The 16,528-nt window shown below is 59.2% G+C and carries 13 protein-coding genes; 7 read left to right on the forward strand and 6 right to left on the reverse strand.

Annotation, left to right across the window (positions count from 1 at the left end):
* Window positions 1–111: 111 nt before the first annotated feature.
* From ACT8X9_RS00335 to eno, 3 genes are all read right to left on the reverse strand, one after another.
* Window positions 112–1,698: a mannitol dehydrogenase family protein gene (locus ACT8X9_RS00335; RefSeq protein ID WP_444267740.1), complete on the reverse strand. Its 1,587-nt coding sequence runs from the start codon at window positions 1,696–1,698 to the stop codon at window positions 112–114.
* 6 nt (window positions 1,699–1,704) lie between these two features.
* Complete coding sequence (uxuA, locus tag ACT8X9_RS00340; RefSeq protein WP_227621591.1) at window positions 1,705–2,805, reverse strand: mannonate dehydratase; 1,101 nt, start codon at window positions 2,803–2,805, stop codon at window positions 1,705–1,707.
* 218 nt (window positions 2,806–3,023) lie between these two features.
* On the reverse strand, window positions 3,024–4,322 hold the full coding sequence (gene eno / locus ACT8X9_RS00345) for a phosphopyruvate hydratase (RefSeq protein WP_444267741.1): 1,299 nt from the start codon (window positions 4,320–4,322) through the stop codon (window positions 3,024–3,026).
* A 467-nt stretch (window positions 4,323–4,789) separates the two neighbouring features.
* Between eno and ACT8X9_RS00350 the strand changes: the two genes are divergently transcribed.
* From ACT8X9_RS00350 to ACT8X9_RS00370, 5 genes are all read left to right on the forward strand, one after another.
* A complete protein-coding gene (locus ACT8X9_RS00350) occupies window positions 4,790–6,013 on the forward strand; it encodes an ABC transporter substrate-binding protein (RefSeq protein WP_444267742.1) in 1,224 nt (407 codons plus the stop codon).
* A gap of 151 nt (window positions 6,014–6,164) precedes the next feature.
* Complete coding sequence (locus ACT8X9_RS00355) at window positions 6,165–7,043, forward strand: branched-chain amino acid ABC transporter permease (protein ID WP_227620630.1); 879 nt, start codon at window positions 6,165–6,167, stop codon at window positions 7,041–7,043.
* Window positions 7,044–7,056: 13 nt separating this feature from the next.
* Window positions 7,057–8,091 carry a branched-chain amino acid ABC transporter permease gene (locus ACT8X9_RS00360; protein WP_227620629.1) on the forward strand — a complete coding sequence of 345 codons (1,035 nt, stop codon included), beginning with the start codon at window positions 7,057–7,059 and terminating at the stop codon, window positions 8,089–8,091.
* Entirely contained in the window at window positions 8,084–8,923 is an 840-nt protein-coding gene (locus tag ACT8X9_RS00365) for an ABC transporter ATP-binding protein (protein ID WP_412589115.1), read from the forward strand. The genes ACT8X9_RS00360 and ACT8X9_RS00365 overlap by 8 nt, the downstream gene beginning before the upstream one ends.
* A gap of 3 nt (window positions 8,924–8,926) precedes the next feature.
* On the forward strand, window positions 8,927–9,640 hold the full coding sequence (locus ACT8X9_RS00370) for an ABC transporter ATP-binding protein (RefSeq protein WP_227620627.1): 714 nt from the start codon (window positions 8,927–8,929) through the stop codon (window positions 9,638–9,640).
* A gap of 61 nt (window positions 9,641–9,701) precedes the next feature.
* On the opposite strand, the gene ACT8X9_RS00375 is transcribed toward ACT8X9_RS00370, so the two are convergent.
* Window positions 9,702–10,028 carry a winged helix-turn-helix transcriptional regulator gene (locus ACT8X9_RS00375; RefSeq protein WP_249234165.1) on the reverse strand — a complete coding sequence of 109 codons (327 nt, stop codon included), beginning with the start codon at window positions 10,026–10,028 and terminating at the stop codon, window positions 9,702–9,704.
* A gap of 143 nt (window positions 10,029–10,171) precedes the next feature.
* Here ACT8X9_RS00375 and ACT8X9_RS00380 point away from each other — a divergent pair, with 143 nt between their 5' ends.
* Window positions 10,172–10,525, forward strand: coding sequence for a cupin domain-containing protein (locus ACT8X9_RS00380; protein WP_444267743.1), 354 nt, complete (start codon window positions 10,172–10,174; stop codon window positions 10,523–10,525).
* A gap of 155 nt (window positions 10,526–10,680) precedes the next feature.
* On the opposite strand, the gene pflA is transcribed toward ACT8X9_RS00380, so the two are convergent.
* On the reverse strand, window positions 10,681–11,436 hold the full coding sequence (pflA, locus tag ACT8X9_RS00385) for a pyruvate formate-lyase-activating protein (RefSeq protein WP_444267744.1): 756 nt from the start codon (window positions 11,434–11,436) through the stop codon (window positions 10,681–10,683).
* Window positions 11,423–13,675 (reverse strand): formate C-acetyltransferase, encoded by a 2,253-nt coding sequence (pflB, locus tag ACT8X9_RS00390; RefSeq protein WP_444267745.1) that lies wholly within the window; start codon window positions 13,673–13,675, stop codon window positions 11,423–11,425. Before pflB ends, pflA begins: the two co-directional genes overlap by 14 nt.
* Window positions 13,676–14,439: 764 nt before the next feature.
* On the opposite strand from pflB, the gene ACT8X9_RS00395 reads away from it, so the two are divergent.
* Window positions 14,440–16,524: an efflux RND transporter permease subunit gene (locus tag ACT8X9_RS00395; RefSeq protein ID WP_444267746.1), complete on the forward strand. Its 2,085-nt coding sequence runs from the start codon at window positions 14,440–14,442 to the stop codon at window positions 16,522–16,524.
* Window positions 16,525–16,528 lie beyond the last annotated feature (4 nt).

Here is a 16,528-nt window from a genome sequence, read left to right on the forward strand (position 1 = left end):
CCGGCGGTCTTTCGTTTTGCCCGGAAAAGGACAAAATAAAAAACCCACGCTGCGGCAAAGCAAAACGCAGCATGGGTGAGGGAATGGCTTAATTCAAGATACAGTCAGCGCTCAGCGGGCCAGAGTGTACTTGTGCAGGGTGGCGCGGACAGCGCCGGGGCCTGCGAACAGCTCCTTGGCCATGGACTCGATCTTCTCGCCCAGACCGACGGCATACAGATCCACGCCAAAGACATCGGCACGGCTGTACAGAGCCTTCAGGCAGGAGAAGTCCTGCTCACCGGCCTCCACCTTCAGGGGAGCCACGATGGCCTGCAGCTCAGCCAGCATCGGGTCAGCAGAGATCTCGAAGGGCTGGCCGTTGTCGTCGAGGCCCTTCAGGTAGCGGGCATAGCCTGCCAGAACCAGCGGGATGAGGACGAGGTTGGATTTGTCCAGACCGCGCTCCTCGTAGGCCTTGATGGTCTCGCCGAAGCGGATGGCCAGCTTCTGAGAGGTATCGGTAGCGATACGCTGAGGAGCATCGGGCATGAAGGGGTTGGGCAGGCGGCGGTTGATGACAGCGCCGATGAACTCGTAGGGGTTCAGCACGCCGGGATCGACGACCACGGGCATGGCTTCGATGTAGCCGATCTTCTGGATGAAGGCGCGCAGATCCTCGTCGGCCATCTCGGCAGAGATGAGGGTGTAGCCCAGCATGCAGCCGTAGATGGACATGGCGGTGTGCAGGGGATTCAGGCAGGTGCAGACCTTCATCTTCTCGATCTTATCGACGGTCTCGCGGTCGCAGTAGAGGACACCGCCCAGCTCCAGCGGAGGACGGCCATTGGTGTAGTGATCCTCAATGCAGAGGTACTGAGTCTCCTCGGCGTTGACGAAGGGAGCGGTGAAGGTGTGCTTCTCGGTGACGATGGTGTAGTTGTCCTCGAAGCCGTCGTCGGCCAGCATCTGCTGGACCTTGGCATCCGGGCGGGGGGTGATCTTGTCGATCATGCTCCACGGGAAGGTGATCTTGGTCTCGTCCTTGACGTAGGCGAGGAACTCAGCAGGCACCAGACCCTGCTCGACCCACTTGGAGGCGTAGGCAAAGACCGCAGCCTTGACCTTATCGCCGTTGTGAGAGCAGTTGTCCATGCTCTGGACGGTCAGGGGCAGAGCACCGGCCTTGAAGCGCTCGTAGAGCAGGGCAGTGACCTTGCCCATGGCCAGCACGGGGGTCAGGCCGCGCTCGAGGTCAGCAGGAGCGACGCCGTAGCCCTTCTCGGTGATGGTGAAGGAAATCATCTGCAGGCTGGGAGCCTGAAAGATCTCGACCAGACGTGCCCAGTCAGCACCGAAGGAGTAGTCGGCCTTCAGGCTCTCGGTGACGGAGGCGATGACCTTCTTTTCGATGTCGCCGGTGGACTTCAGGCAGACCAGCAGGCTCAGATTATCGTAGGGCTGGTAAGCCTTGTCGATGATCTCGTAGTCGAAGCTCTCGGCCACGATGACGCCGCGGTCATACTTGCCGCTGTTCAGTGCGTCGTTCAGGATGGCAGCCGGGAAAGCACGGAAGATGTTGCCGGCACCGAAGTGCACCCAAGTGGGCTCGGCGTGGGTCTTGGCTTTGACGGCCTCGACGTCGAACTTGGGCAGCTCATAGCCCTTTTCTGCCCACTCGGCAGAGAGATTGCCGTTTTTAATGTCAGTCAGCTTCATATTCGATCAGCCCTTCTTCTTTTCTTCGTCCAGACGGTCCAGCAGGTCCCAGACGCCCAGCATATACTGGATGCCCAGCGCACGGTCATACTTGCCGTAGCCGGGACGGCAGACGCCGGGACCTTCCTCCCACAGCTGACGGCCATGGTCGGGGCGGATGTAGCCCTCGAAGCCGCAGTCATGGTAGGCGCGCAGGATCTCGATGATGCCGGTCTCGCCGCAGCAGTCGCGGTGGGCAGCCTCGGAGAAGTCGCCGTTGGGGAAGTGATGGATGTTGCGGATGTGTGCGAATGCGATGCGGTCGCAGTGCTTGCGGACGATCTCAGCCACATTGTTATTGGGGTTGGCGTTCAGGCTGCCGGAGCAGAGGGTCAGGCAGTTGTACTCATCGTCCACCATGCTCAGGAAGCGGTCGATGCTCTGGGCATCCACCAGCAGGCGGGGCAGGCCGAAGATATCCCAAGGGGGATCGTCCATGTGGATGGCCATCTTGATGTCGCACTCGCGGCAGGTGGGCATCAGGGCTTCAAGGAAGTACTTCAGGTTCTCCCAGAGCTTCTCCTTGGTGACGGGGGCGTAGGCCTTGAACAGCTCGTCCAGCTTTGCCATCCGCTCCGGCTCCCAGCCGGGGAAGGTCATGTTGTACTTCTCGGTGAAGGACATGATATACTCGGCCATGGACTTGTAATCGCCCTTGATCTTGTCCTTCTCGTAGAACAGTGCAGTGGAGCCGTCGCCGACGGGGTGGAACAGGTCGGTGCGGGTCCAGTCAAAGATGGGCATGAAGTTGTAGCAGATGACCTTGACGCCGAACTTGGACAGGTTGCGGATGCACTGCTTATAGTTCTCGATGTACTTGTCGCGGGTGGGCAGGCCGATCTTGATGTCGTCGTGGACGTTGACCGACTCGACGACGTCCATGTCGAAGCCATAGGCGTGGATCTGGTCTGCGACCTTCTGGATCTCGTCGATTTCCCAGATCTCGCCGGGCATCTTGTTGTGCAGTGCCCAGACGATGCTGGTCACGCCGGGGATCTGCTTGATGTCGCTGAGGGTGACAGGGTCGTTGCCCTCGCCATACCAGCGCCAACCCATTTTCATAGGCATAGTGGATGTCCTCCGTTTATCTTGCTTTGCGTTTGTGCGCGGCAGGAGTGCCTCGCTCTCTCACTTATATTCTAATATATCAGTTGCGAATTGGCAATAGTCGATTCGACGACTTTTGGAGTTTTTTCTTGTATACTTTATACAAAACGGCATAGAAAAGAGAAAAAAGGGCGTCAGCCCGGCAGCGCCGGGCTGACGCCCTTTTCGATGATCTCAGGTCAGCGCTTCACATTGAAAGCTGCCATGCCGGGGTAAACGGCGCTGTCGCCCAGCTGCTCCTCGATGCGCAGCAGCTGGTTGTACTTTGCCACACGCTCGGTGCGGCTGGGTGCGCCGGTCTTGATCTGGCAGGTGTTCAGGGCCACGGCCAGATCGGCGATGGTGGTGTCCTCGGTCTCGCCGGAGCGGTGGGAGCTGATGGCGGTGTAGCCTGCCTTGTGGGCCATCTTGATGGCCTCAAGGGTCTCGGACACAGAGCCGATCTGGTTCAGCTTGATGAGGATGGCGTTGCCCGCGCCCAGAGAGATGCCCTTGGCCAGACGCTCGGTGTTGGTGACGAACAGGTCGTCGCCCACCAGCTGGACCTTATCGCCCAGTTCGCGGGTCATCTCCTGCCAGCCCTCCCAGTCCTCTTCGTCCAGACCGTCCTCGATGGAGATGATGGGGTACTTCTCCACCAGCTTCTTCCAGTGGGCGATCAGCTCGCTGGAGGTGAACTCGGTGCCCGCCTTCGGCAGCTTGTAGAAGCCCTTGCCCTTGGGGCTTTTCCACTCGGAGGAAGCAGCGTCCATGGCCAGCATGAAGTCCTTGCCGGGAACATAGCCGGCCTTCTCGATGGCGGCCAGAATGGTCTCGATGGTCTCCTCATCGCTGGACAGGTTGGGGGCGAAGCCGCCCTCGTCGCCGACGGAGGTGGCCAGACCCTTGGCCTTCAGGATGGAGGCCAGAGCGTGGAAGACCTCAGCGCACCAGCGCAGGCCCTCCTTAAAGGAGGGGGCACCCACGGGCATGATCATGAACTCCTGCGTGTCCACGGTGTTGGTGGCGTGTGCGCCGCCGTTCAGAATGTTCATCATGGGGACAGGCAGACGGTTGCCGTTCACGCCGCCGAGGAAGCGGTAGAGGGGCATATCCAGCGAAGCGGCCGCAGCGCGGCAGGCGGCGATGGAGACGGCCAGAATGGCGTTGGCACCCAGCTTGGATTTGTCCTTGGTGCCGTCGGCGTCGATCATGGCCTTGTCGATGGCATAGATGTCGGAGGCATCCATGCCGATGACGGCATCAGCGATGACGGTGTTGATGTTCTCCACGGCCTTGGTGACGCCCTTGCCCAGATAGCGGCCCTTGTCGCCGTCGCGCAGCTCCAGTGCCTCGAACTCGCCGGTGGATGCACCGGAAGGGGCGCAGCCCCGGGCTACCGTGCCGTCGGCCAGCGTGATCTCGGCCTCTACAGTGGGGTTGCCGCGGGAGTCTAGGATCTCACGGCCCAGAACGTCTACGATCTCAAGATAGTTCATACTCTGTACCTCCATATATAATAGGAATGGATGCTCTCTTCTCATTTGGATAGTATACGCTAACTAACCGATATTATCCTACCATGATTCGGCCCGGGATGCAAGAGAAAACGATAATGTTAGTCAAAACGAACTTCAATGCAGGAAAGTTGTGTCATCTTTTTGTTACTTGTGAATCGATTTCATGTTCTGTTTTTCTCAGGTGAACAATTTGAAAAAGTAACCAAAAAGCAACCGGGGATTTTGTGAAAAATAGCAAGTTTTGCCGGAAAGCCCTCGGAAACTATGGACGATTTGTGAATTGCAGACTTGCACCGGAGTGCTTATAATAAGACTCAAGATAGCAGAGCCGCTTTGAGGGAAGGGAACTTTGCTTCCTTAGCGGCTTTTCCGGATACCGGCAGCAGGCCGGGCAGGAAAGCCGCCAAAAACACGAATGCTTCCAAATATCAGGAGGATATAGACTTATGAAAAACATGATCTCTCGTCGTAACTTTCTGGTTGCTGCCGGTGTTGTGACTGCTGCCGGCGTTCTGACCGCCTGCGGCGGCTCTTCCAGCACCGCTGCTTCCACCTCCACCGCTGCTTCCGCAGCCGGTTCCACTGCCGCTTCCGGCGACACCATCAAGGTCGGCGTCATCGGACCTCTGACCGGCGATGTCTCTGTCTACGGTCAGGCCGTCGTCAACGGCGCTACCCTGTACCTGAAGCAGGTCAACGAAAAGGGCGGCGTCAACGGCAAGCAGCTTGAGATCATCACGATGGACGAGCAGGGCGATGCTACGCAGGCTGTCACCTGCTTCACCAAGATGTGCGATCAGGGCATCACCGCTCTGGTGGGCGACGTCACCACCACCCCGACTCTGGCTGTCGTGGCCGAGAGTCAGGATTACAATATGCCCATGGTCACTGCTTCTGCGACCGCTGAGGCTGTCACCTACGATGCCGAGACCGACACCGTCTATGAGAACGTCTTCCGTGCTACCTTCACCGACCCGTTCCAGGGCATCAAGATGGCAGACTACGCTTACCAGAAGCTGGGCTACACCAAGGCCGCCGTTATCTTCAAGAAGGGCGCTGACTACAACGAGGGTCTGGCCGAGAACTTCGTCAACGAGTTCGAGGCACAGGGAGGTACCATCGTCGATCAGGAGAGCTACTCCGACGGCGACGTCGATTACAAGACTCAGCTGACCACCATCCTCGGCAAAGCCCCCGAGACGGTCTTCTGCCCCAACTACTATCAGGAGGTGGGTCAGATCCTGTCTCAGGCAGAGAGCATCGGCCTGACGGTCCCCTTCCTCGGCGGCGACGGCTGGGATGGTCTGGAGGGCTACGCTTCCAACGACCAGCTGACCGACACCTACTTCTGCGCCAACTATGCAAAGGGTTCTAACACCGACTTTGAGGATGCCTACAAGGCAGAGTACGGTGAGGAGTACCCCAACGGCTTCTCTCCGCTGGGCTACGATGCAGCAATGACCATTGTTTACGGCATTCAGGCCGCAGAGGATGCCGGTCTTGAGGCTGCCTCTGACGACTACAAGCAGGCTGTCATCGATGCCATCAAGGGTGGTACGATCAATGGCATCACCGGCACCTTCACCTTCGACGAGCACAACAACCCCGTCAAGCAGACCGCTATCCTGACCTATGTGGACGGCAAGCCGGTCCTGAAGGAGATGTTCTGATCCTGCTCTGGTTCTGCGCACCGGTGTGCGGCATAAGAGCGAGATCCAGAAAGTAAATGACCCATTTGCGGAGACCGCCGGAACAGGTTTACTCGGCAGCCTCCGCTTTTTGTTATATCCGTCCACGACCTCAGAAAGGAAGTATCAGACAATGACAGTGTTTTTCAGCCAGCTCATCAACGGCTTGTCGCTGGGCAGCATCTACGCACTGATCGCACTGGGCTACAGCATGGTGTACGGCATCATCCTGCTGTTGAACTTTGCCCACGGCGATGTCATCATGGTGGGTGCGTATATGTCATGGTTCGTCATGAACCAGCTGGGTCTTGGCCCGGTAACTGCCGTCTGCGCCACCATCATCACCTGTACGCTGCTGGGCGTGGTCATCGAGAAGGTGGCCTACACCCCGCTGCGCAGCGCGCCCCGCATCTCTCTGCTCATCACGGCCATCGGTGTGTCGTTTTTCCTTGAGTACACTGCAGAGCTGGTCATGGGCAGCGGCGCAAAGGTCATCCCCTCCTATTTTGATGCCAAGACCTTCTCGGTCGGCAAGGTGCCTCTGGGCCTGACCTCCATCATCACGCTGGTCGTTACGGTGCTGTCCATGCTGGCGCTGACCTTCCTCGTCCAGAAGACCAAGCTCGGCAAGGCCATGCGCGCCGTCTCGGAGGATATGGATGCTGCCCGCCTGATGGGCATCAACGTCAACAGCACCATCTCCTTCACCTTCGCGGTCGGCTCGGCGCTGGCCGGCATTGGCTCGGTGCTGTACTGCTGCTCCTACCCGCAGGCCACCCCCACGATGGGCTCCATGCTGGGCCTGAAAGCCTTCGTCGCCGCCGTTCTGGGCGGCATCGGCTCCATCCCGGGCGCTATGGTCGGCGGTATCGCCATCGGCCTGTGCGAGTGCTTCGTCTCGGCCATCGGCCTGTCTGCATGGAAGGACGCCGTCACATTTGCCATCCTCATCATCGTGCTGCTGGTCAAGCCCACGGGCTTCCTCGGCCGCAAGGTGCAGGAAAAGGTGTAAGGGGGACTGTAACATGAACAAACTGAAACGCAAGACCCTGAAGATGCCGGTGCGCTATCTGATGAACACCGTGCTGGTGGTGCTGCTGTTCGTTCTGCTCTCCTTCATGACGCAGAACGTCCTCTCCACCTATCAGAACAAAGTCCTGCTCACCGTGGGCATCAATATCATCCTCGCCGTGTCCCTGAACGTGTCCACCGGCTATCTGGGTCAGCTGCCGCTGGGCCATGCCGGATTTATGGCTGTGGGTGCTTATACCTGCGCCCTCTTCACCAAGTACAGCCCGCTGCCCTCCGGCGCGGCGTTTGTCATCGGTCTGGCGCTGGGCGCTGTGATGGCCGGCATCTTCGGCGTCCTCATCGGCATCCCGGCCCTCCGCCTGACCGGCGACTATCTGGCCATCCTGACGCTGGGCTTCGGCGAGATCATCCGCATTACCCTGAACAACATCGACGATGTGCTGGGCTTCAAGCTGTTCTACGGCGCAAAGGGCCTCAAGAACATCCCGAAATACTCCAATTACTGGAACGTCTTCCTCTGCGTGGTCATCACCTGCTTCGCCATCCACGCTATGATGAAGAGCCGCCATGGCCGGGCTGTCCTCGCCATCCGCGACAACGAGATCGCAGCCGAGAGCTGCGGCATCCAGACGACCTATTATAAGGTCATGGCCTTCGCCTTCTCTGCGGCCTTCGCCGGTCTGGCCGGCGGCCTGTACGCCTGCTATCTGGGCGTCCTCGACCCCTCTACCTTCGGCTTCATGAAGTCCATCGAGATCTTGGTCATGGTGGTCCTGGGCGGTATGGGCTCCATGCTTGGCTCCATCCTCTCCGCCACCGTCCTGACCATCCTGCCCGAGGCCACCCGCAGCTTCGAGAGCTACCGCATGGTGGTCTACTCGCTGGTGCTGATCCTCATGATGATCTTCCGCCCGGGCGGACTGCTGGGCAGCTATGACTTCTCGATGAGCCGCATTGTGGAAAAGGCCATGAACGGCGAACTGTTCCGCAAAAAGAATGCTGACAAGGAGGGCGCAGACCATGAGTGAGTTTCAGACGAAGTTACACAGCGTCCCTTCCGGCGGATTTCTGACCGACCGCGACAAGGACAAGAAGCCCATCCTCGACGTCCGTGAGCTGGGCATCGACTTCGGCGGTCTGACCGCCGTGGACGGCTTCAACCTGATGATCGGCCGCAACGAGATCACGGGCCTCATCGGCCCCAACGGTGCCGGTAAGACCACTGTGTTCAACCTGCTGACCAACGTGTATCAGCCGACCCGCGGCTCCATCCTCATCGATGGTATGCCCACCGCCGGGAAGAAGACCTATCAGGTCAACCGGATGGGCGTGGCCCGCACCTTCCAGAACATCCGGCTGTTCAAGGAGCTGTCCGTCATCGACAATGTGAAGGTGGGCCTCCACGAGTCCATGAAGTATAATCTGGCCTCCTCGCTCCTCCGCCTGCCCAACTACTGGAAGGAAGAGAAGAAGTGCACCGAGCGTGCACTGGAGCTGCTGGACATCTTCCACATGGCCGACCTTGCCAATGCACAGGCCGGCAGCCTGCCCTACGGCGCACAGCGCCGTCTGGAGATCATGCGTGCTCTGGCCACCAGCCCGAAGCTGCTGCTGCTGGACGAGCCTGCCGCTGGTATGAACCCCTCCGAGACTGCGGAGCTGACCGAGACCATCCGCCGCATCCGCGACGAGTTCAACATCGCTGTCCTGCTCATCGAGCACGATATGAGCCTTGTCATGGGCATCTGCGAGGGCATCGCCGTGCTGAACTTTGGCCGTATCATCGCCAAGGGTACGCCGGACGAGATCCGCAATAACCCGCAGGTCATTGAAGCCTATCTGGGCAAAAAGGAGGGCTGAGCGATGGCACAGACTTTACTGAAGGTTGATAACATCAACGTCTTTTACGGCAACATCCACGCAGTCAAGGATGTTTCCTTCGAGGTGAACGAGGGCGAGATCGTCACCCTCATCGGCGCCAACGGCGCAGGCAAGTCCACCACCCTGAAGACGGTGTCCGGCCTGCTCCACCCCAAGACCGGCGATGTGCTCTATAAGGGCAAGAGCATCAAGGGCGTCCGCGCCCATAAGATCGTCGAGGCCGGTCTGGCACAGGTGCCGGAGGGCCGCCACGTCTTCCTGCATATGACCGTGGAGGAGAATCTGGACATGGGCGCTTATACCCAGCCCAACTCCACCATCGCCCCCAACAAGGAAAAGGTCTTCGAGCTGTTCCCCCGCCTGAAGGAGCGCCGCAAGCAGCTGGCCGGGACTATGTCCGGCGGCGAGCAGCAGATGCTGGCCATGGGCCGCGCCCTGATGAGCAACGCTTCCATGCTGATGCTGGACGAGCCTTCCATGGGCCTGTCCCCCCTGCTGGTGCAGGAGATCTTCGACATCATCCGGAACATCCACAAGGAGGGCATGACCATCCTTCTGGTGGAGCAGAACGCACAGATGGCCCTTTCTGTGGCCGACCGCGCCTACGTCCTTGAGACGGGCCGCGTGGTCATGGAGGGCACCGGTGCCGAACTGCTGACCAACGAGCGTGTCCGCAGCGCATATCTGGGCGGCTAAAGCAGGATAAAAGAACAAGAAGGCGTGACCGCGCGGTCACGCCTTTTTTTGTTGTGGAAAATCATCGGATGATGGATTGGTAGTAGTTCCCGAAATCGGCAAGGGCATCAATGATGGGAAGCATCTCTCTGCCGAGGCTGGTCAGGCCATACTCCACGCGAGGGGGCATTTCCTGATAGTCGTGTCGGTAGGCGAGCCCGTCGTCGATCATCTGCCGTAAGCTGTCCGTCAAAACTTTCTGAGAGATTCCCTCCAGATCTCTTTGCAGTTCGTTGAACCGCCATGGGCGGGTCTTGAGATTGCGCAGGATCAGCAGCTTCCACTTGCCGCCGATGAGGGAGACCGCAGTGGCCACGGGGCAGGCGGGCAGTTCTTCTTTTGTTTTCATGGCATCACACCTCCGAGAACATCATAACATATTCTTTTTAATATGTACAGTTATAAAAAGGTGCGTACTTGTTTTAGAGTGTTCTCCGGCTTAAACTATACACAGGCGAGCGAGAGCGCCAATATCCTTTGGAGGTAAAAGAGATGGAAAACTATACGAAAACAAATATCGGCAGCGAGGCAAGAGTGGAACTTCACGAAAAATTGGGCCTGACAGGTGCGGAGGTCAGCATCAACCAGCTCCCGGCGGGCGCAGGAGTGCCTTTTGTGCACGCCCACAGGAACAATGAAGAGATCTACGGTATTATTGCAGGAAAGGGCAAAGCCGTTATCGATGGGAAGGAGATCGCTCTGACCGCTGGCGACTGGCTGAAAATTGCTCCGGCAGCAAAGCGCCAGCTCTCTGCTGCCGCAGATGAGGGCATTACCTATATTTGCATTCAGGTGAAGGAACACTCTCTGGGCGGCTTTACCGCTGAGGATGCCGTCATCTGCTGATAGAAAGAGCCGGAAATGTAAAACACCCTGCACAGAGATGTACAGGGTGTTTTGTGTTATGGCGATTCAACTTTTATCGCAATTTCCCAAAATAGCGCCGAGCAAGATGACATGGCTGCGCGGCTCTCTGGTCTTGCGATGGATAAAGCTTTCGGTCAGCCCGGATACTTGTGGACTTCCAGCAGCTCCTCGGCCCGCCTGACCTGTTCCGCCGTGGGCGGGACAGCGTCGGGCAGGGGATAGGGGATGCCGAGCTTCTGCCATTTGAAGAGGCCCAGCGTGTGGTAGGGCAGCACCTCCACCCGCTGCACCGTCCTGAGGGACGAGATGAACTCCGCAGTCCTCCGCAGGCCCTCCTCGTCGTCGGTCAGGCCGGGCACCAGCACATGGCGGATCCAGAGGGGGACACCGAGGTCGGAGATGTGGCGCGCCATTGCAAGGATGTTGGCGTTGTCTTTTCCGGTGAGCTGGCGGTGCTTCTCCGGGTCGATCTCCTTCAGGTCGAGGATGACGAGGCTGGTGGAGCGCATCAGCCGGTCAAAGTCGGCCAGATAGGCCGCATCGTCGGGGCGGAAGGGCTGACCGGCGGTGTCGAGGGCCGTGTGCACGCCCTTGGAGCGGGCCAGCTCGAAGAAGGCCGTCAGGAACTCCATCTGGCGCAGCGGCTCGCCGCCGCTGACCGTGATGCCGCCCTTCTTGCCCCAGTAGTTGCGGTAGCGCCACACCCGCTGGAAGAGCTGCTCCACCGTCCATTCCTCACCGCCGTCCGCCCATGTCTCGGGGTTATGGCAGTATTTGCACCGCAGGGCACACCCCTGCAAAAAGACGACGAACCGGACGCCGGGGCCGTCCACGGAGCCGAAGGTCTCCAGCGAGTGGACGTACCCGACAGGGGAGTTACAGAGCTGCATGGCAGGTACGGGAGATGACGTCCATCTGCTGCTCGCGGGTCAGGTCGATGAACTTGACGGCGTAGCCGGAGACGCGGATGGTGAAGTTGGCGTACTCCTCCTTCTCGGGGTGCTCCATTGCGTCGATGAGCTTCTCCTTGCCGAAGACGTTGACGTTCAGGTGGTGTGCACCCTGATCGAAGTAGCCGTCCATGACCTGCACCAGATTCTCGATCCGCTCGCCCTCGCTGTGGCCCAGAGCGTCGGGATTGATGGTCTGGGTGTTGGAGATGCCGTCCAGTGCCCAGTGGTAGGGCAGCTTTGCCACGGAGTTCAGAGAGGCCAGCAGGCCGTTCTGCTCTGCGCCGTAGCTGGGGTTCGCACCGGGTGCGAAGGGGGTGAAGGCGGCACGGCCATCGGGCAGAGCGCCGGTGTACTTGCCGTAGACCACGTTGGAGGTGATGGTCAGGATGGAGGTGGTGGCCTCGGAGTTGCGGTAGGTGTGGCGCTTCTTGATCATCTCGAGGAAGGTCTTCAGCAGCCAGACGCCGATCTCGTCGGCGCGGTCGTCATCGTTGCCGTACTTCGGGAAGTCGCCCTCGATCTCGAAGCCGGTAGCAAGGCCAGCCTCGTCGCGGACGACCTTGACCTTGGCGTACTTGATGGCGCTCAGGGAGTCGATGACGTGGGAGAAGCCGGCGATGCCGGTGGCGAAGGTGCGGCGGACCTCGGTGTCGATGAGGGCCATCTCAGCCTCTTCGTAGTAGTATTTGTCGTGCATATACTGGATGAGGTTCAGCACATTGACGTACAGGCCAGCCAGCCAGTCCAGCATCTGGACGTACTTGGGCAGGACCTCGTCGTAGTTCAGATACTCGCCGGTGATGGGGGCGTAGTTGGGGCCGCACTGCTCGTGGCTCTTCTCGTCCACGCCGCCGTTGATGGCGTAGAGCAGGCACTTGGCGAGGTTGGCGCGTGCACCGAAGAACTGCATCTCCTTGCCGGTCTGGGTGGCAGACACGCAGCAGCAGATGGAGTAATCGTCGCCCCAGACGGGCTTCATGACGTCGTCGTTCTCGTACTGGACCGAGCTGGTGTTGATGGACACCTTGGCGGCGTACTTCTTGAAGTTTTCGGGCAGGGCAGAGGAGTACAGAACGGTCAGATTCGGCTCAGGTGCAGGGCCCATGTTCTCGAGGGTGTGCAGGAAGCGGTAGCAGTTCTTCGTGACCATGCTGCGGCCGTCCATGCCGATGCCGCCCACTTCCAGAGTTGCCCAGACGGGGTCGCCGGAGAACAGCTGGTTGTAGCTGGGGATGCGGGCGAACTTGACCATACGGAACTTCATGACCATGTGGTCGATAAGCTCCTGAGCCTCGCTCTCGGTCAGGATGCCCTTGTCCAGATCGCGCTGGATGTAGATGTCGAGGAAGGTGGAGATGCGGCCCACGCTCATGGCGGCACCGTTCTGGGTCTTGATGGCGGCCAGATAGCCGAAGTAGAGCCACTGGCAGGCCTCTTTTGCGTTCTTTGCGGGCTGGGAGATGTCGTAGCCGTAGGCCTCGGCCATCTTCTTCATGCCCTTCAGGGCGCTGATCTGGCGTGCGATCTCCTCGCGCAGGCGGATGACGTCATCGGTCATGGTGCCGTCGCCGCAGTTGGCGAGGTCCTCCTGCTTGAATTTGATGAGGGCGTCGATGCCGTACAGGGCCACACGGCGGTAGTCGCCCACGATGCGGCCGCGGCCATAGGTGTCGGGCAGGCCGGTGATGATGTGGGTGTGGCGGGCAGCCTTCATCTCGGGGGTGTAGGCGTCGAAGACGGCCTGATTGTGGGTGCGGGTGTAGTCGGTAAAGATCTTGTGCAGCTCTGCAGAGGGCTGATAGCCGTAGGTGGTGCAGGCCTGCTCTGCCATCTTGATGCCGCCGTAGGGCATGAATGCACGCTTCAGGGGCTTGTCGGTCTGCAGGCCGACGATCTGCTCCAGATCTTTCAGGCTCTCGTCGATGTAGCCGGGGCCGTATGCGGTCAGGCTGCTGACGACGTCGGTCTCCATATCCAGCACGCCGCCCTTGGCGCGCTCGGCCTTCTGCAGCTTCTGCAGTGCGTCCCACAGCTTATTGGTCGCTTCAGTGGGGTCGGCGAGGAAGCTTTCGTCGCCGTCATAGGGCGTGTAGTTCTTCTGGATGAAGTCGCGGACGTTGACTTCCTCTTTCCAGATGCGGCCCTCAAAGCCTTCCCACTGTTCAAAATTGATCATTGGAACCTCCTTGCTCCTATCGCAATCCAACACCACAGCTGCTTTGCAATAGCTGGTTAGGATTGCCTAACTAATCTGCCTTAAAAAAGCCGCCGATTGCGGTCTTTTGAAGGCAGAGCGGTACATCACGCAGAGGTATTTGGATGGCAACCTCCACGCTGCAAAAAGCGGCTGCGGGCGGGCAATCGAGTCGGCCAGCAACGGCTTTGACACTATAATAACAGTGATTCTCAGAAAAAGCAAGAGGAAACCTGTGGATTTTCCACAAGCGCGGGTACTTTTTGTTATGAAAAATGCTCATGGAGGCCATGGATAAAAAAATTGCAGAAAATTTGAAAAACAGGCTTGACAGTCATGACAAACTATGGTATCCTGTTGTCACAGCGAGGTTAGTTAAATCTAACCAAAGCTCCTCCGACTCCTCCGAAGAGATGCCTGCAACTCTCTTTGCGGAGATTCGGTTCCTCCATTCCATTCTCCTATTAAAAGGAAAGCGGCTTATGGTTTGCTCCGCTTTCCCTGCGCGCAGCGCAGGCGCTCTGGTACGGCGTCCTGTGCAAAAAAGAAACAAAATGCGGGACACACAGACTTGACCACCTGTGCGTCCCGCTTTTTGTTTGCCAAGGCTCTCCCCTTGGGAGAGCTGGCGCGAAGAGTTGTCTCTTGACACCCAAAGGGAGAGTACTATAATAAAGTATAGCGGAAAAACGAGAAAAGTCGTTTTTCTCTGAAACGGCGAAAAAATGCTCTTTGGGAGGAAATGAATGAAAAAACTAGCGCGGGCCATCGTGCGGATGCGCAGGCTCATCCTCATTGCGGCGGTGCTGCTGCTCATCCCGGCGGCAGTGGGGGCCGTCGCCACGCCCATCAACTACGACATCCTCTCCTATCTGCCGCAGGAGCTGGACTCCCGGGTGGGGCAGCTGCTCTTAGAGACGGACTACCATCTGGCGTCCACCAACATGATCACCGTGGAGGGGATGCCCACAAACGAGCTGCTGGCCATGAAGGCCGAGATCGACGAGGTGCCGGACGTGCTGAACACCTTCTGGCTCAGCGATGTGCTGGACCCGGCGGTGCCGGTGGAGATGCTGCCGGCAGACCTTCAGCAGTTCCTGTTCGGCAAGAATGACTCCACCATCCTCATCGTCCAGCTGGGTGGTTCCAGCGTCAGCGAGGAGACGATGGGGGCCGTGGCCCAGATCAAAAAAATACTGCGGAAGAACTGCTTCTTCGGCGGCATCAGCGTCATCCTGAGCGACACCAAGGAGCTGGTCATGGGGGAGATGCCCCTGTATGTGCTCTGCGCCGTGGCGGGGTGTCTGCTGGTGCTCTTCCTCTCGCTGGAAAGCTGGCTCACGCCCTTCCTCTTCATGCTGGGGCTGCTCTTCCCGCTGGTGTATAACTTTGGTACGAATATTTTTCTGGGGCAGGTCTGCTTCATCACCGAGGCGCTGGCGGCAGTTTTGCAGCTGGGCGTGACGATGGATTTCTCCATCTTCCTGCTCCACCGCTACGAGGAGGAAAAAGCCTCCTGTGCCTCCAACGAAGAGGCGATGGAGAACGCCATCTGCAAGACCATGAGTTCCATCGCGGCGTCCAGCCTCACCACCATTGCGGGCTTTCTGGCCCTCTGCGCCATGCAGCTGACGCTTGGCGCAGACCTTGGCGTCGTCATGGCGAAGGGCGTAGCGCTGGGCGTCCTTTGCACCATCGTCATCCTGCCCTCGCTCATCCTCTTCTTTGACCGGTGGGTGGAAAAATACCGCCACCGCACCTTCATGCCGCGGCTCACCCATCTGAGCCATTTGGTCTCCAAGCACCCGGTGCCTGTGGTGGCGGTCTTTCTCCTGCTGATGATCCCCTTCGGGCTGGCCCAGAGCAGGACGGACATCTACTACAATATTTTTGCGGCTCTGCCGCAGGATATGCCCGGCATCGTGGGCACGAACAAGCTGGGCGAAGACTTTGGCATGATGACCAGCCACTTCATCCTCGTCCGGGAGGAGCTGACGGCCTCGCAGGTATCCGGCCTCTGCGACGAGATCAAGGGGGTGGATGGCATCACGCAGGTGGTCAGCCTCGACTCCATCGCAGGCCCCGGCTTCGAGACGGAGCTTCTGCCTGACGAACTGATGAACATCGTGCAGAACGGCGGCTATAAGCTCATCCTCGCCAACGGCTGCTACAAATCCGGCAGCGACGCCCTCAATGCGCAGGTGGACGAGCTGGTCCGCCTTGTCAAGACCGCGGACCCCGAGGGCCTCGTCACCGGCGAGGGGGCCATGATGAAGGACCTCGTGGAGATCGCGGACGAGGACTTCAAAAACGTCAACATCTGGTCCATCGCAGCGGTGCTGGTCATCATCGCGCTGTCCTTCCGCAGCCTGTCGGTGCCGGTGCTGCTGGTGGCCAGCATCGAGGCGGCCATCGCCATCAATATGGGCATCCCTTATTTCATCGACGACTCGCTGCCCTTCATCGCCAGCATCGTCATCGGCACCATCCAGCTGGGCGCGACGGTAGACTACTCCATCCTCATGACCACCCGCTACCGCGAAGAGCGGCTGGCCCTCCGCTCGCCCAAGGCCGCAGCCCAGCAGGCGCTGGAACATTGCAGCCAGAGCATCCTCACCAGCGGCCTGACCTTCTTCGCGGCCACCTTCGGCGTCGCGGCCATCAGCAAGGTGGAACTGCTGGAAAGCATCTGCCTGCTCATCTCCCGAGGCGCGCTCATCAGCATGGCGGTTATCCTGCTGGTGCTGCCCGCCGCGCTGATGCTGCTGGACGGCCTCATCTGCCGCACGACATACCACTGGCTCACCGCCCCCAACGCTGCAAAGGAGTGAATCA

This window comes from Faecalibacterium sp., from assembly GCF_052358865.1.
Classification (GTDB): domain Bacteria; phylum Bacillota; class Clostridia; order Oscillospirales; family Ruminococcaceae; genus Faecalibacterium; species Faecalibacterium butyricigenerans.

What these genes read in the sequence shown, in the direction of transcription:
- ACT8X9_RS00365 (WP_412589115.1), top strand. Translation starts at nt 8,084, where the DNA reads ATGAGTGAGTTTCAGACGAAGTTACACAGCGTCCCTTCCGGCGGATTT.
- eno (WP_444267741.1), bottom strand. Translation starts at nt 4,322, where the DNA reads ATGAACTATCTTGAGATCGTAGACGTTCTGGGCCGTGAGATCCTAGAC.
- ACT8X9_RS00370 (WP_227620627.1), top strand. Translation starts at nt 8,927, where the DNA reads ATGGCACAGACTTTACTGAAGGTTGATAACATCAACGTCTTTTACGGC.
- pflB (WP_444267745.1), bottom strand. Translation starts at nt 13,675, where the DNA reads ATGATCAATTTTGAACAGTGGGAAGGCTTTGAGGGCCGCATCTGGAAA.
- ACT8X9_RS00375 (WP_249234165.1), bottom strand. Translation starts at nt 10,028, where the DNA reads ATGAAAACAAAAGAAGAACTGCCCGCCTGCCCCGTGGCCACTGCGGTC.
- ACT8X9_RS00380 (WP_444267743.1), top strand. Translation starts at nt 10,172, where the DNA reads ATGGAAAACTATACGAAAACAAATATCGGCAGCGAGGCAAGAGTGGAA.
- ACT8X9_RS00395 (WP_444267746.1), top strand. Translation starts at nt 14,440, where the DNA reads ATGAAAAAACTAGCGCGGGCCATCGTGCGGATGCGCAGGCTCATCCTC.
- ACT8X9_RS00335 (WP_444267740.1), bottom strand. Translation starts at nt 1,698, where the DNA reads ATGAAGCTGACTGACATTAAAAACGGCAATCTCTCTGCCGAGTGGGCA.
- ACT8X9_RS00355 (WP_227620630.1), top strand. Translation starts at nt 6,165, where the DNA reads ATGACAGTGTTTTTCAGCCAGCTCATCAACGGCTTGTCGCTGGGCAGC.
- ACT8X9_RS00360 (WP_227620629.1), top strand. Translation starts at nt 7,057, where the DNA reads ATGAACAAACTGAAACGCAAGACCCTGAAGATGCCGGTGCGCTATCTG.
- pflA (WP_444267744.1), bottom strand. Translation starts at nt 11,436, where the DNA reads ATGCAGCTCTGTAACTCCCCTGTCGGGTACGTCCACTCGCTGGAGACC.
- ACT8X9_RS00350 (WP_444267742.1), top strand. Translation starts at nt 4,790, where the DNA reads ATGAAAAACATGATCTCTCGTCGTAACTTTCTGGTTGCTGCCGGTGTT.
- uxuA (WP_227621591.1), bottom strand. Translation starts at nt 2,805, where the DNA reads ATGCCTATGAAAATGGGTTGGCGCTGGTATGGCGAGGGCAACGACCCT.